16 protein-coding genes are annotated in these 13,614 nt (G+C 50.3%); 8 read left to right on the top strand and 8 right to left on the bottom strand.

Annotated features, from left to right (window positions below; all coding sequences use genetic code 11):
* The first annotated feature begins 391 nt into the window (after window positions 1-391).
* Together CWE14_RS10845 and trmA are read left to right on the top strand one after the other, a co-directional pair.
* Window positions 392-910 carry an RNA recognition motif domain-containing protein gene (locus tag CWE14_RS10845; protein ID WP_241972382.1) on the top strand — a complete coding sequence of 173 codons (519 nt, stop codon included), beginning with the start codon at window positions 392-394 and terminating at the stop codon, window positions 908-910.
* 110 nt (window positions 911-1,020) lie between these two features.
* A complete protein-coding gene (trmA, locus tag CWE14_RS10840) occupies window positions 1,021-2,106 on the top strand; it encodes a tRNA (uridine(54)-C5)-methyltransferase TrmA (protein ID WP_241972381.1) in 1,086 nt (361 codons plus the stop codon).
* A gap of 4 nt (window positions 2,107-2,110) precedes the next feature.
* Here trmA and CWE14_RS10835 read toward each other — a convergent pair whose 3' ends face one another.
* The 3 genes from CWE14_RS10835 to efp form a co-directional block, all read right to left on the bottom strand.
* Window positions 2,111-2,587: a MerC domain-containing protein gene (locus tag CWE14_RS10835; protein ID WP_126799387.1), complete on the bottom strand. Its 477-nt coding sequence runs from the start codon at window positions 2,585-2,587 to the stop codon at window positions 2,111-2,113.
* A gap of 65 nt (window positions 2,588-2,652) precedes the next feature.
* Window positions 2,653-3,618: an elongation factor P--(R)-beta-lysine ligase gene (gene epmA, locus CWE14_RS10830; protein WP_126799386.1), complete on the bottom strand. Its 966-nt coding sequence runs from the start codon at window positions 3,616-3,618 to the stop codon at window positions 2,653-2,655.
* Between the two features lie 85 nt (window positions 3,619-3,703).
* Entirely contained in the window at window positions 3,704-4,273 is a 570-nt protein-coding gene (gene efp, locus CWE14_RS10825) for an elongation factor P (protein ID WP_126789688.1), read from the bottom strand.
* Between the two features lie 116 nt (window positions 4,274-4,389).
* On the opposite strand from efp, the gene epmB reads away from it, so the two are divergent.
* The gene (gene epmB / locus CWE14_RS10820) at window positions 4,390-5,409 is read left to right on the top strand and encodes an EF-P beta-lysylation protein EpmB (RefSeq protein WP_126799385.1); all 1,020 of its coding nucleotides are present in this window, start codon (window positions 4,390-4,392) and stop codon (window positions 5,407-5,409) included.
* Here epmB and CWE14_RS10815 read toward each other — a convergent pair.
* The 5 genes from CWE14_RS10815 to CWE14_RS10795 form a co-directional block, all read right to left on the bottom strand.
* A complete protein-coding gene (locus CWE14_RS10815) occupies window positions 5,406-5,588 on the bottom strand; it encodes a hypothetical protein (protein ID WP_126799384.1) in 183 nt (60 codons plus the stop codon). The two genes, epmB and CWE14_RS10815, sit on opposite strands and share 4 nt — an antisense overlap.
* 113 nt (window positions 5,589-5,701) lie before the next feature.
* Window positions 5,702-6,211: a DUF3016 domain-containing protein gene (locus CWE14_RS10810; RefSeq protein ID WP_126799383.1), complete on the bottom strand. Its 510-nt coding sequence runs from the start codon at window positions 6,209-6,211 to the stop codon at window positions 5,702-5,704.
* Window positions 6,212-6,415: 204 nt separating this feature from the next.
* Window positions 6,416-8,047, bottom strand: coding sequence for a chaperonin GroEL (gene groL, locus CWE14_RS10805; protein ID WP_126789684.1), 1,632 nt, complete (start codon window positions 8,045-8,047; stop codon window positions 6,416-6,418).
* Window positions 8,048-8,081: 34 nt separating this feature from the next.
* Window positions 8,082-8,372 (bottom strand): co-chaperone GroES, encoded by a 291-nt coding sequence (locus tag CWE14_RS10800; protein WP_126789683.1) that lies wholly within the window; start codon window positions 8,370-8,372, stop codon window positions 8,082-8,084.
* Window positions 8,373-8,491: 119 nt separating this feature from the next.
* Window positions 8,492-9,010 carry an FxsA family protein gene (locus CWE14_RS10795; protein WP_126789682.1) on the bottom strand — a complete coding sequence of 173 codons (519 nt, stop codon included), beginning with the start codon at window positions 9,008-9,010 and terminating at the stop codon, window positions 8,492-8,494.
* Window positions 9,011-9,096: 86 nt separating this feature from the next.
* Between CWE14_RS10795 and cutA the strand changes: the two genes are divergently transcribed.
* The 5 genes from cutA to accC all read left to right on the top strand — a co-directional run bounded on the left by cutA (window position 9,097) and on the right by accC (window position 13,613).
* Window positions 9,097-9,414 (top strand): divalent-cation tolerance protein CutA, encoded by a 318-nt coding sequence (gene cutA, locus CWE14_RS10790; protein WP_126789681.1) that lies wholly within the window; start codon window positions 9,097-9,099, stop codon window positions 9,412-9,414.
* A gap of 1 nt (window position 9,415) precedes the next feature.
* Window positions 9,416-11,182, top strand: coding sequence for a protein-disulfide reductase DsbD (locus CWE14_RS10785; RefSeq protein WP_198676577.1), 1,767 nt, complete (start codon window positions 9,416-9,418; stop codon window positions 11,180-11,182).
* Window positions 11,183-11,309: 127 nt separating this feature from the next.
* Window positions 11,310-11,762, top strand: a complete 453-nt coding sequence (gene aroQ, locus CWE14_RS10780) for a type II 3-dehydroquinate dehydratase (protein WP_126799381.1) — start codon at window positions 11,310-11,312, stop codon at window positions 11,760-11,762.
* 29 nt (window positions 11,763-11,791) lie between these two features.
* Window positions 11,792-12,250 carry an acetyl-CoA carboxylase biotin carboxyl carrier protein gene (gene accB / locus CWE14_RS10775; protein WP_126789678.1) on the top strand — a complete coding sequence of 153 codons (459 nt, stop codon included), beginning with the start codon at window positions 11,792-11,794 and terminating at the stop codon, window positions 12,248-12,250.
* A 19-nt stretch (window positions 12,251-12,269) separates the two neighbouring features.
* Complete coding sequence (gene accC / locus CWE14_RS10770; protein WP_126799380.1) at window positions 12,270-13,613, top strand: acetyl-CoA carboxylase biotin carboxylase subunit; 1,344 nt, start codon at window positions 12,270-12,272, stop codon at window positions 13,611-13,613.
* Window position 13,614: the final 1 nt, after the last annotated feature.

The raw sequence follows: 13,614 nt of genomic DNA, 5'->3' as shown, positions 1-13,614 counted from the left end.
TTCCTGCTCATCTCGAGCCGGGAGCGCCATTTTAAGGATTTAAAACATCCCGTCAAGGCTTTTTTCAAACTTGCTTTGCTAGCAACTCGTTGCTGGCTAACCGTTTGAAGTGGGGCGCATTATAGAGGTCCCTGGTATGAGTGCAAGGGTTTTCTTGCAGATTTGTTGCGACTGCTCAAATCATCGTCAGCTAAGCTGGTAAGAGATACTTTGCCGCGAGCCTAATTAGCCGTTACTATTAGTTTTACACGTCCTTTGAACACTGACTTTAGTTCCTTATACTCTAATGTCGGTATCAAAGTAACGTGCAACATGTTTGTAGTTGTACTTAATCAGTACTATTCGGTTTCATTTTCTATAGTTAGTTTATTTTTAAAGTAAGGATGTCTAAATGACACGTGCTACCCCAGCCTCGCAGATCTTAGTTGCAGCTATCATTGCCATTGTTGCCGGTTTACTAAGCGGCCTGATGACCAGCTTCGACAACACCACCACTATTTCATTAGTAGGTTTATTTTCCTTCCTTAGTGGCTTACTAACCCCGTGGATTGCTGCCGCTATCAGCGCGCCCAAGTCAAAACGGGCAGCAAAACCTAAAGCCAGCAAGCGGGAAACAGTCAAACCAACTGTCAGTGGACATAACCCTGATGGTTCAGACCAAATGACTCTGTACGTTGGTAACCTGCCGTTTAAAACCAGTGAAGAAAGTGTTGAAGAAACCTTTGCTCGCTATGGAGAAGTATTCGCTGTGCGCCTGGTTAAAGACCGCCGTACCGGCAAGCGCAAAGGATACGGCTTCGTTGAAATGGAACCAGTTGGTGCAGAACTCGCACTGTCTAAACTGAATGATTCAGAATATGAAGGTCGCACCTTAAAAGTCCGCTTCGCTAACACCGAACGAAAAGAGTAAAACAGACAGAGCCCGCTGAATAGAGCGGGCTCTTCTTTATATAGATCGCCTTTCACGTTAAAATTCGCATCTTTATTTATACCGCCCTCAGGCGAAGGATGTCGAATCTCATGCCACTGCCGCACGACTACCAGCAACAGCTCGACTATAAAGTTAATCAACTTAGTCAGCGATTAGCACCATTCAATGCTCCCGAACTGCAAGTGTTTGCGTCTGCGCCTGAACATTACCGAATGCGGGCCGAATTTCGTGTATGGCACGAGGGTGATGAACTCTATTTCATCATGTTTGATAAACAGACCAAAGAAAAGTACCGGGTTGACCAGCTACCAGCGGCGAATCAGCTTATCAATTCGCTGATGCCTGCGATCCTCGATTTTGTTCGAGATCGCCCCACCCTGCGCAGTAAACTATTTCAGGTCGATTTTCTTACCTCGACCACCAACGAAGCGGTGATTTCGTTACTCTACCACCGCCAACTGGATGAACAGTGGCAGGCCGACGCCGCCTCTTTACGTGAACACCTGCAGCAATATGGCAAAGTCAGTTTGATTGGGCGGGCGCGTAAACAGAAGCTGGTATTAGGTAATGAAGCAGTTTACGAGTCGCTTCAGGTGGCGGGAACAACCTACCTGTTTGAACAGGTCGAAAATAGTTTCACTCAGCCAAATGCCGGCATTAATGAAGCAATGCTCAGTTGGGCTCACGAGAAGAGTCAGGCGCTAAGTGGGGATCTGCTGGAGCTCTACTGTGGCAATGGCAACTTTAGCATTCCTTTAGCCGGGCAGTTCAAGCGGGTGTTAGCGACTGAAATTAGTAAAACCTCGGTCTATTCGGCGCAAACCAATATTGCGTTGAATAAAACTGATAACGTCACTGTGGTTCGACTGGCTGCCGAAGAAGTGACTCAGGCGATCAATGGCGAGCGAGTGTTCCGGCGTTTAGAAGGTATTGAGCTGACTGAGTTTGACTGTAAGACGGTGCTGGTCGACCCACCACGGGCTGGACTGGACGCAGCCACCTTAGCAATGGTCGCTCGGTATCCGAATATCATCTACATTTCCTGCAATCCGGAAACGCTGGCGGATAACCTGACCTACCTCAGCGACACCCATGATATCGAGCACGCGGCGTTATTTGATCAGTTTCCTTTCACTGAACATACAGAAGCAGGGGTGGTTCTAAGACAACGGTAAAGGGCTAGGCAGTATGCTGAGTTGAACCTGAAACCGGGTTCAATTCAGACTCTGCAGCATTCTCGGATGGGTTCGCTTCAGCTTCAGCCGCTACATCACAATTTTCCACTCGCCGCACACGGCACAGATGCAGGTTCATAACATGTGCACTTATCAACAGGCCCGCGCCTACTAACACCACCGGAATTTCCCAGCCGTGACCAGCCGCATGGCCGATATTGTGCTTGTTAAAATAGAGAACGACACCCGCCAGCAAGGCGAGCAACGGCAATGGACTACGATGATGCTTAGTGCCGATGGCTATAGCCACGCCTCCGATCAAAGCACTTAATGACAATACGGCCCGTTCCAGGGTATCGGCCCCCAGAACTGATAAGCCCAACAAGGATAAAGTAGGCAGCAGCACGGGCACCAACAGACAATGCAGCGCACATACAATTGCTAACCAAATACCTGTTTTATCAAGGGGCTTATGTCTCATTTAAACTCTCGGCAAGACGTGATGGTGTAATAGTATAACATTCCGCCCGGCAAATTCAATGACCATCAGGCGCGGTCTATTGGGAACGCTAACACATCGCTGATCTGACTCACGCCTAACTTAAGCATCAGCAGTCGATCCAGGCCCAGTGCAACCCCCGCACAATCAGGAAGTCCGGCTTGCAGCGCCGCCACTAAACGTTCGTCCTCGAGCGCACGGGGCTTGCCCTGCTTCATACGTATAGAATTATCAGCGGCAAACCGCTGGGCCTGCTGCATGGCATCGGTAAGCTCATAAAACCCATTTGCTAACTCGACCCCATCTATGTACAGCTCGAAACGTCGCGCCACACGCGGGTCATCAGAGTGAATTCGGGCCAGGGCAGACTGAGAGGCCGGAAAATTATAAATAAAAGTAGGCTCGGTTTGGCCCAGAGTCGGCTCAATATAGTGAGTCATCGCCAGGTAAAGCAAGGTATCCGGGTCAGGTTCGTCTTTTACCCAGTCACCTAAATCACGTTCGACCAACCAGCTACGTAGACTCTCAATGCCTTGAGCGGTAAACGGATCACAGCCTGTAACCGTTAAAAATGCCTCCTGATAGGTAACTCGTTTACTCGCCTTGCAACCAAGTAGCGAACACATCAGCTGGTCGATTTCGTCCATTAACTGATACTCATCGAAACCAAGGCGGTACCATTCCAGCATGGTAAATTCAGGATTGTGCTGCGGCCCTACTTCATCGTTCCTGATAACCTTGGCTATCTGGTAAATACTTCCGCTGCCGGCTGCCAGCAAGCGCTTCATCGCGTACTCGGGGGACGTCTGTAAAAAATACTCTGATTGCGACAAGCCGTCACCGCACAACTTAACCGTGACATTTGATAAGTGAGGGTCAGTGACCCCGCGTGCCGCCACGATAGGCGTATCGACCTCAAGTACATCGCGCTCGGCGAAGAACGAGCGGATATTTGCCAGCAGCTCGGCTCGTGCGTGCAACGCCTGGAGGCTTGCACTGGGTTGCCAGTTCATTGATTACTACCTCAAAGGTCTCACAGAACTAAAAAAGCGGTGTCGTTCAGCAACGACACCGCTTTTTGTTATTCGTTAGCGTGAATTACTTTTGCACACGGGAAACGTATTCACCATTGCGGGTATCTACTTTGACCACTTCACCCGTCTGCACAAACAATGGAACCCGCACTACCGCGCCAGTGACAAGTGTTGCTGGTTTACCGCCTGTACCCTGAGTATCGCCTTTCAGACCCGGGTCCGTTTCAGTGATCTCAAGTTCAACGAAGTTCGGCGGAGTGACATTAATGGGTTTGCCGTCCCATAAGGTTAAGGTGCAGACGTCCTGTTCAACCAACCACTTGGTGGCATCACTTACAGCAGCTTCGTCCGCGGCTATCTGTTCAAAGGTTTCGTTGTTCATAAAGTGCCAGAACTCGCCATCTGAATACAAATAGGCCAGTTCAATTTCCTGAACATCCGCCGCTTCTACGCTTTCGCCCGACTTGAATGTCTTCTCAACCACTTTGCCGCTGATTAATTTACGGATTTTAACCCGGTTAAATGCCTGGCCTTTGCCTGGCTTAACCATTTCATTTTCCAGGATGCTACAAGGCTCGCCATCCTGCATAATCTTCAGGCCGCCTTTGAATTCATTGGTACTGTAACTTGCCATGGGTATCCTCTTTACTGGGAAGTCTGCAAATTTTGCCCCAATAATAAACCAAATAGAGCCGCATTTCAGGTAAAATAATCGCTCTCATCCAAACGACGACAACCCACAGTGGAACGATGCAACCAACTGCGCAGCAAGTAACACCCATTGAACTGGAGCCCAGCTGGCAACACCAGTTAGCCGATGCCTACACGGATCCGCAAACACTCGGCCAGGCACTGCAACTTGACGCTAACTGGGTTAAGCAACACGCACCTGCACGACAATTGTTTAGCATGCGGGTACCTAAGCATTTCGTTTCATTAATGCAGCGCGGCGATCCCAACGACCCACTGCTACGCCAGGTATGGCCACATGAGGACGAATTTACTGTGGTCGAAGGGTATAGCGCCGACCCGCTGGGGGAGGAGAGCGCAACGGCAGCAAGTGGGATTTTGCATAAATACCAATCCAGGCTGCTGCTTATTTTGCGCGGCGGCTGCGCGGTCAACTGTCGCTACTGCTTTCGCCGCCATTTTCCCTATGCTGAACACAAAATAGGACGGCGCGAGCTTGAACGAGTCCATGCGTATATCCTTCAACATCCGGAAGTAAACGAAGTGATTCTTAGTGGTGGCGATCCGCTGATGGCAAATGATGAGCAGCTAAGTCATGTGCTGGATATGCTTGAGCGTTTGCCTCAGATAACCCGGGTGCGTATTCACAGCCGCTTACCCGTTGTCATTCCGCAACGCTTAACGCAAACCCTTGGCTTGCGTCTGGAGCGCAGTCGTTTGCAGGTGATTCTGGTTATTCATGCCAATCACGGCAACGAAATAAGCCCTGCACTTAGCCAGCGGCTTGCTATTTGGCGCCAGCGGGGGATTCATTTACTTAATCAGAGTGTGTTGCTAAAGGGAGTTAACGACAGTGCCGGGGCATTAGCAGAGCTTAGTGAGAAGCTTTTTGCCAGCCAGGTTATGCCCTATTACCTGCACCAGCTTGATAAGGTGGCAGGGGCAGCGCACTTCGCAGTCAGTGATGCCAATGCCAGCCTGATTATGCACGACCTGTTGCGCACATTACCCGGGTTTTTGGTGCCCAGGTTAGTGCGCGAAATAGCGGGTGAGGCCAGTAAGACCCCACTGCATTTTTAAGCCGTGGTGTTGATGTTATTTCCAACAGCAGCACTTGGTGCCGCATTACTTACGGTAGCAGTTACTGCAGCAGACTCTAACAGCTGAAGGCTTGCTTGACCGACTGCTTTCTGCTGATTGTTTGCCATTTGAACGCCTTTTAATTCAAGCGCCTGCTGGCTATTCATTGATACTTCCATGAAGCCTCCTAGGTACACGACCTATTTGGTTAAAGACAACGAGGCGTAATTACAACGCCTCGTTAGTTCTATCGACCTGATCTGCAGATTCTTAATGTAAAGACTGCCAGATCTTAATTATCCATGTCAAAAGCATCGTCAAAAGTCTCACGGAACCAGTCATTCAGCATCTCGCGTTCATGGGTAAGCAGACTCTGGCTGCCTCGTTGAGTTCGCGAAGCACTGGACCCTGCACTACGGCCTCTCAGGCGCTCTTCTCCCGAAGCCAGACTATTGCCATCAGCGTCCAGCAACTCATAGCTGAAACTAACCATCGGCGGGTGCCCTCGTTGCACTATGCGCAAGCGCTCCGTTCCCGACATATCGACGTGCCCCGCTAAATCAACATTGGTAATGGTCACTTTCAACGTCTGATCTGAGGGTAATTGTTCAGCATTTTGCTGGAATATTTGCTCAAAGCCCTCAGCAATACGCTGGCGAAAACGCGTGCGGTTTTCATCGCCGGATTCAATATCAGTAAATTTATCCGCATCGCCCCAGGTAAAATCTAACTCAGCACTGGTCGCTACCGATGGTATCAGCATCGCTCCGGCCGCCATTAAAGCTAACAGTTTTACACCCATGCTCTCTTCCTCCACAGTCGTTCCCTGTTGGATACGACCACTTGTTGACCATCTAGTTCTTTTAGCGCCACTACCATTATTAGTCAAGTGGGCAGATCGGCCACGAAAAAGGCGCTGTAGCCTTTTACAGCTACAGCGCCTTTTAGCTTACGCTGATGTGTCAGGCCCCACTGTGTTTCAGCAGCGCCCAGTTACATCATTGGATTACATCATGCCGCCCATGCCCATGTCGCCGCCTGGCATGCCAGGAGCGTCATCTTTAGGGATTTCAGCGACCATCGCTTCAGTGGTGATCATTAGCGATGCGATAGAAGCTGCAAATTGCAGGGCTGAACGAGTCACCTTGGTTGGATCCAGGATACCCATTTCCAGCATATCGCCGTAGGTGTCGTTGCCAGCGTTGTAACCGAAGTTACCTTCGCCTTCACGCACGTTGTTGGTGACGACTGACGCTTCGGCACCCGCGTTTTCTGCGATTTGACGCATTGGCGCTTCCATTGCACGTAAGGCTACTTTAATCCCTACGTTCTGGTCTTCGTTGTCACCACGCAGGTCAGCAAGTTTGCTTGCTGCGCGCACCAAGGCAACACCACCACCAGGTACTACACCTTCTTCAACGGCAGCACGGGTTGCATGCAACGCATCTTCAACGCGTGCTTTTTTCTCTTTCATTTCAACTTCGGTTGCTGCGCCGACTTTGATAACCGCAACACCGCCAGCCAGTTTAGCCAGACGTTCCTGCAGTTTTTCACGGTCGTAGTCTGAAGAGGTTTCTTCGATTTGCGCACGGATCTGACCGACACGCGCTTCGATGGCCTGCTCATCACCAGCACCGTCAACAATGGTGGTGTTGTCTTTATTGATAACAACACGTTTCGCGCTACCTAAGTCTTCCAGCGTTGCTTTTTCAAGCTCCATGCCGACTTCTTCAGAAATAACAGTCGCACCAGTCAGTACTGCGATATCCTGCAGCATGGCTTTACGACGGTCACCGAAACCAGGCGCTTTAACAGCGGCAACTTTAACGATGCCACGCATGTTGTTTACCACCAGTGTTGCCAAAGCTTCGCCTTCAACGTCTTCAGCGATTAGCAACAACGGCTTACCTGATTTAGCGACACCTTCCAGAGTTGGTAGTAACTCGCGGATGTTGCTGATTTTCTTGTCAACCAGCAGCAGGTAAGGGCTTTCCAGCTCAACAAGGCCCGCTTCCTGGTTGTTCATGAAGTATGGAGACAGGTAACCACGGTCAAACTGCATACCTTCAACCACGTCTAGCTCGTCTTGCAGGCCCTGGCCTTCTTCAACGGTGATAACACCTTCCTGGCCGACTTTGTCCATTGCCTTGGCAATGATCTCACCAATGGTGCTGTCAGCGTTGGCTGAAATAGTACCTACCTGAGCGATCGCTTTGCTGTCGGTGCACGGCTGAGAGATTTTTTTCAGCTCTTCCACTGCACTGATCACCGCTTTATCGATACCGCGCTTCAGATCCATCGGGTTCATACCTGCAGCGACTGATTTCAGACCTTCTGCAACAATGGCCTGAGCCAGAACGGTTGCTGTAGTCGTACCGTCACCAGCTTCGTCATTGGCTTTCGAGGCGACTTCTTTAACCATTTGCGCGCCCATGTTCTCGAACTTGTCTTCCAGTTCGATTTCTTTAGCGACGCTAACACCATCTTTAGTGATGCTTGGTGAACCGAATGATTTTTCCAGAACGACGTTACGTCCTTTAGGACCCAGAGTTACTTTTACCGCGTCTGCCAGAACGTTAACGCCCTTCAGCATTTTTTGACGGGCCTGGTTACCAAATTTAACTTCTTTTGCTGCCATGATGCTTATTCCTTATAAATCAGGTTAATCAGGATTACTCGACGATAGCCAGAATATCTGACTCGCTCATGATCAAGACTTCTTCACCGTCCAGCTTCTCGGTTTTAACGCCGTAGCTTTCGCTGAACAGCACTTTGTCACCAACCTTCACATCCAGCGGTTTTATTTCGCCATTCTCAAGGATGCGACCTTTACCGACGGCAATGATTTCGCCACGAGTTGATTTTTCAGCTGCTGAGCCAGTTAAAACGATGCCGCCAGGTGACTTACTTTCAGCGTCAGAACGCTTAACGATCACACGGTCATGCAAAGGACGAAGTTTCATCGTGATACTCCCTTAGTAGGTAGAGATAACAAAAGGCCAAAACGGCCGGTGTTAAAAACTTTTGTGAATGCAAAATGGGGGCGACAGAAAAGAACCCAATACCCCGCCGTTAAAAAAAGCTAATTTTTTTTCTGGTCGTTATCATCAGAAGGCTCTGCTAACTGCGATTCAGAGCCCGCTTTATGCTGATACTCACCGTCAATGGTGGTCCCTTTTTCCTGCTGGCTATCGCGACCAGCCGGGCCTTTACGCTGGAAATGACTGAACTGAGCGCCAGCTCCGCGGATCACCATCCGTTTAAGCATGGCTTTGGCAATCACACTGCGAGTCGGCGGCAACAAAAACAGCAGGCCGATTACATCGGTCACAAACCCGGGAGTAATCAGCAGCACCCCGGCAAGAAAAATGAGTAAACCGCCGGCCATTTCTTCACCAGGCATTTGCCCTCTGGCCATTTTGCTTTGCATGCGCATCCAGTTCTGAATGCCCTGCTGCTTGACCAGTAAGGCACCAATGACGGCTGTCAGTATAATGACGACCAGCGTATTGAGGCCGCCAATAAGGTCGCCGACCTGCAGCAATACGGCAATTTCGACGATGGGTACGGCAATAAACAACAATAAAAGTATCTGCAACATAAACTATCCTGGCTTGGTGTTCGTTTATAGATGAGGCATGATAGAGCGATTTTCAAGCGCTGCAGCGGTAAAGTTTGGGAGCCCGTATGAGTAAGCCACAACTGGTGTTATGCACCACCCCTGATCAGCAATCTGCAAGCTCACTTGCAGCGGCACTGGTTGAACAACGACTAGCAGCCTGTGTAAATATAGTGCCTGGGTTACAGTCTGTGTACGAATGGCAGGGGAAAATTGAGCATAGTGAAGAATTCCTGATGCTGATTAAGACCACTAGCCAGGCCTATCCGGCGCTGGAGTCGGCTTTGAGCAAGCTTCACCCTTATGACACACCCGAAATTATTGCCTTCGATATAAATGCGGGGCTTCCTGATTACTTACAATGGATTAGCAAGGCGGTTGGCTAAGATGTATTCAATTTTACGTACCCTGTTTAAACAGGCTGGAATGGCTCTGCTCGCGCTCGTCACACTTAGCATGTCGGTCGCGCACGCACAGGCCTTCGATATTAACCAGTACGCCAGCAACGACAGCGACTTTTTACCCGTAGACCAGGCGTTCGCCTTTGACTTCGAGCAGCAAGGTGACGAACTCACTCTGTATTTTGAGATCGCCGACGGCTATTACCTTTACCAGCACCGTTTCAGTTACCAGCCCGAGGGGTTGATATATGGCGTCCAGCCATTACCGACCGCTGACGAGCATCACGATGAATTTTTTGGCGAAACCTTTATTTACCGGAACCGCCTTGCGATCACCCTTGAGCTTGCCCCTATTCGCGAAAACACGTCACTGACCGTAACTTACCAGGGCTGCGCCGATGCGGGCCTTTGTTATGCACCGACCAGCAAAGAGATCCCTTTACAGCCGACCTCAGGCGCCAGCAGTGGCTCAAGCGCCACCCCCTTGACTGACTTTTCTGAACCCGCCAGTGGTCCATTTAGTGACCTGCTTTCATCCGATAACCTGGTCTGGGTCATGGCGGTGTTTGTCCTGCTAGGACTTGGTCTTGCGTTCACGCCCTGTGTCTTTCCGATGTACCCGATCATTGTCGGTATTATCGGCGGACAAAAAGGCAAGTTGTCGACCCGACGTGGTTTTATGTTGTCATTTGTCTATGTCCAGGGGATGGCGCTGACCTACACCACGCTCGGCGTAATCGTCGCTCTCGCCGGGATGCAATATCAGGCCATGCTGCAACATCCGGCTGTGCTGCTAACCCTGGCTGTACTATTTGTTGTTCTGGCCGCTGGCATGTTCGGCGCTTTTAATATGCAGTTGCCTGCCAGCTGGCAGGCCAAGCTAAACAGCATTAGTCAACAGCAAAAGGGCGGCGCGTACGGCGGTGTTTTCGCCATGGGTGCGTTATCCGGCCTGGTCGCATCGCCATGCACCACGGCGCCCTTGTCCGGTGTGCTGCTGTTTATTGCTCAGTCGGGCGACGTCGTAAACGGTGCGCTAATACTGTACGCCCTTAGTATCGGCATGGGGCTGCCATTAATTCTCATTGGTACCTCGGGTGGCAAGCTGCTGCCGAAAGCCGGCGCCTGGATGAATAGTGTAAAAATTGTTTTCGGGCTATTGCTACTTGCAGTCGCGCTGTTCCTGATTGAACGCCTGTTACCCATGGTGTTGGCTGGTGTTATCTGGCTTATTTTTATCGCCGCCAGTTTACTTATCATCGCACGCAGCTTTTGGCCGCAACTGAAAACCCGTGGCCGACTGGTGCTCAGCGCTATCCTTATCGTGATCGCGGCGGCCGGCGCCATCTGGCAAAAGCCATTCATTCAGTCTGCATTTATCGAGCACCTCGAGTTTGAACCAGTGACCTCGCTGGAAGCGCTCCAAACCCGTGTTTCGGCAGCAGAAGGGCAATGGGTGATGCTCGATTTGTACGCCGACTGGTGTGTCGCCTGCAAAGAGTTTGAAGTGTATACCTTTACCGATCCCGGCGTGCAGGCTCAACTGGAGGACGTTGTTGTATTGCAGGCTGATGTAACGGCCACCAACGCAACCAATACCCAATTGTTGAGTGAGTATCAGGTGGTGGGTCTGCCAACAATTTTATTCTTTGACCCGGCTGGAAATGAAATTCAGAACGCGCGGGTGACGGGCTTTATGAACGCCAGTGAGTTCCAGAAACACCTGGAAAGCCTAATGAATAAGGAAAATTGACGCGAACTGCTGTGATAAGACCAGTATTTTACTGCTATTTCAATTTTTGCCTTTATAATGGGAAAAATCACTTAATTGCCAGTTCGCTATGTTAGCAGTTGGCTATATCGCAGCAGATAACGTCAAGATGGCTCATAAACTACGTGTTTTGGTTCTTCACGGACCTAATTTGAATTTACTGGGAAGTCGCGAACCTGAGATTTACGGTTCGCAGACCCTGGCTGATATTAACGCCGCGTTAATGCTCGAAGCCGAGCAAGCCGGTGTTGAGTTGAGCTGTCTGCAAAGTAATGCCGAGCACGAGTTAATAGAAGCAGTGCAACAGGCACGCGGCCATTATCAATTTATCGTGATCAACCCGGCTGCGTACACGCATACCAGCGTCGCACTGCGCGATGCTTTCCAGGCAGTGCAGATTCCGTTTATCGAAGTGCATCTGTCTAACGTTCACGCCCGTGAACCTTTTCGCCAGCATTCCTACCTTTCGGACATAGCCGAAGGCGTTATCTGCGGGCTTGGTTCAATGGGTTACGAATTCGCGTTGCAGTTTGCTATTAAGCACCTGCGATCCCCTACTTAACATTTACTAAAAGAGCAAAGACATTGGTTATGGATATTCGCAAAATTAAAAAGCTAATCGAACTGGTGGAAGAATCAGGCATTGCCGAACTGGAAATTACGGAAGGCGAAGAGTCGGTACGTATTAACCGTCATAGCCCGGCACCTGCGGCGCAAATGCATTATGCTGCTGCCCCGGCGCCAGCTCCCGCTCCAGCTGCACCACAGGCAAGTGGAGCGGCCAGCGAAGCGCCAGCTGCCCCGGCAGAAGAAACTGGACATCTGGTTCGCTCGCCGATGGTTGGTACTTTTTATGAGTCTCCGGCTCCGGGCTCTAAAGCCTTTGTTCAGGTTGGCCAGCAAGTGAATGTCGGCGACACCCTGTGCATCGTTGAAGCAATGAAAATGATGAACCAGATCGAAGCAGACGTCAGCGGTACTGTGAAAAAGATCCTGGTAGATAACGAAGCACCGGTGGAGTTTGACCAGCCACTATTCATTATTGAATAAACCACGCTTAGGCCCTGTTATGTTAGATAAAGTAGTCATTGCCAACCGTGGTGAAATCGCGTTGCGGATTTTACGTGCCTGTAAAGAACTAGGCATTAAGACCGTTGCTGTTCACTCCACGGTGGATAAAAACTTAAAGCATGTGTTGTTAGCGGATGAGTCGATTTGTATTGGACCGGCTTCTGCCACTGACAGCTACCTGAATATTCCCCGTATCATTAGTGCCGCTGAGGTAACCGACGCAGCAGCTATCCATCCCGGGTATGGCTTCCTGGCTGAGAATGCAGATTTTGCCGAGCAGGTAGAAAATTCAGGCTTCATTTTCGTCGGGCCAACACCCGATGTCATCCGCATGATGGGTGACAAGGTTTCTGCCATCGAATCGATGAAAGCCGCTGGCGTACCTTGTGTACCTGGCTCTGGTGGTTCACTGGACGATGATGACGAGAAGAACCTGAAAATCGCCAAACGGATTGGTTACCCTGTCATTGTTAAAGCGGCAGGCGGCGGCGGTGGACGCGGTATGCGAGTGGTTCGCGAAGAGAAAGAACTACTCTCTTCCATTGTTGCGACTCAGAACGAAGCCCGTGCAGCCTTTGGCAACCCGGTGGTTTACATGGAAAAATTCCTTGAGAACCCGCGCCACATTGAAGTTCAGGTGTTGGCCGATGGCCAGGGCAATGCGGTTCACCTCGGTGAACGGGATTGCTCCATGCAACGTCGTCACCAGAAAGTAGTCGAAGAAGCCCCGGCTCCTGGCATTACCCAGGAAATGCGCAAAAGTATCGGCGAACGCTGTGCCCGCGCATGCCTTGAGATAGGTTACCGCGGTGCAGGTACCTTCGAATTCCTGTACGAAAACGGCGAGTTTTATTTCATCGAAATGAACACCCGTATCCAGGTTGAGCACCCTGTTACCGAAATGGTCACCGGCGTTGACCTGGTCAAAGAGCAACTTCGTATTGCCGCAGGCCGACCGTTGTCATTTACTCAGGAAGACGTGGTTATTCGCGGCCATGCGGTAGAATGCCGGATAAATGCGGAAGACCCGGAACGCTTTGTGCCTTCGCCGGGTACTATTACGCGCTTTCATCCTCCGGGTGGCATGGGTGTACGTTGGGATTCGCATATTTATACCGATTACCGCGTACCACCGAACTATGATTCTATGATTGGTAAACTGATTACCTATGGTGACAATCGTGATGTGGCAATTGCGCGCATGCGCAACGCACTGAGCGAACTCATTATTGACGGTATTAAAACCAATACGCCATTGCAAAAAGACATCATGGCGGATGAGAACTTCCAGCATGGTGGAACCAACATTCATTACCTTGAGAAAAAACTGGGGCTTTCCTAAA

The sequence above is a fragment of the Aliidiomarina soli genome (assembly GCF_003986975.1).
GTDB classification, from domain to species: domain Bacteria; phylum Pseudomonadota; class Gammaproteobacteria; order Enterobacterales; family Alteromonadaceae; genus Aliidiomarina; species Aliidiomarina soli.
The sequence above is the reverse complement of the archived record's forward strand: the minus strand, read 5'-3'. Positions and strand labels throughout refer to the sequence as shown.

Bases quoted from the DNA above. Each gene is read 5' to 3' on its own strand.
- CWE14_RS10845 (WP_241972382.1), top strand. From the start codon at position 392: ATGACACGTGCTACCCCAGCCTCGCAGATCTTAGTTGCAGCTATCATT.
- trmA (WP_241972381.1), top strand. From the start codon at position 1,021: ATGCCACTGCCGCACGACTACCAGCAACAGCTCGACTATAAAGTTAAT.
- CWE14_RS10835 (WP_126799387.1), bottom strand. From the start codon at position 2,587: ATGAGACATAAGCCCCTTGATAAAACAGGTATTTGGTTAGCAATTGTA.
- epmA (WP_126799386.1), bottom strand. From the start codon at position 3,618: ATGAACTGGCAACCCAGTGCAAGCCTCCAGGCGTTGCACGCACGAGCC.
- efp (WP_126789688.1), bottom strand. From the start codon at position 4,273: ATGGCAAGTTACAGTACCAATGAATTCAAAGGCGGCCTGAAGATTATG.
- epmB (WP_126799385.1), top strand. From the start codon at position 4,390: ATGCAACCAACTGCGCAGCAAGTAACACCCATTGAACTGGAGCCCAGC.
- CWE14_RS10815 (WP_126799384.1), bottom strand. From the start codon at position 5,588: ATGGAAGTATCAATGAATAGCCAGCAGGCGCTTGAATTAAAAGGCGTT.
- CWE14_RS10810 (WP_126799383.1), bottom strand. From the start codon at position 6,211: ATGGGTGTAAAACTGTTAGCTTTAATGGCGGCCGGAGCGATGCTGATA.
- groL (WP_126789684.1), bottom strand. From the start codon at position 8,047: ATGGCAGCAAAAGAAGTTAAATTTGGTAACCAGGCCCGTCAAAAAATG.
- CWE14_RS10800 (WP_126789683.1), bottom strand. From the start codon at position 8,372: ATGAAACTTCGTCCTTTGCATGACCGTGTGATCGTTAAGCGTTCTGAC.
- CWE14_RS10795 (WP_126789682.1), bottom strand. From the start codon at position 9,010: ATGTTGCAGATACTTTTATTGTTGTTTATTGCCGTACCCATCGTCGAA.
- cutA (WP_126789681.1), top strand. From the start codon at position 9,097: ATGAGTAAGCCACAACTGGTGTTATGCACCACCCCTGATCAGCAATCT.
- CWE14_RS10785 (WP_198676577.1), top strand. From the start codon at position 9,416: ATGTATTCAATTTTACGTACCCTGTTTAAACAGGCTGGAATGGCTCTG.
- aroQ (WP_126799381.1), top strand. From the start codon at position 11,310: ATGGCTCATAAACTACGTGTTTTGGTTCTTCACGGACCTAATTTGAAT.
- accB (WP_126789678.1), top strand. From the start codon at position 11,792: ATGGATATTCGCAAAATTAAAAAGCTAATCGAACTGGTGGAAGAATCA.
- accC (WP_126799380.1), top strand. From the start codon at position 12,270: ATGTTAGATAAAGTAGTCATTGCCAACCGTGGTGAAATCGCGTTGCGG.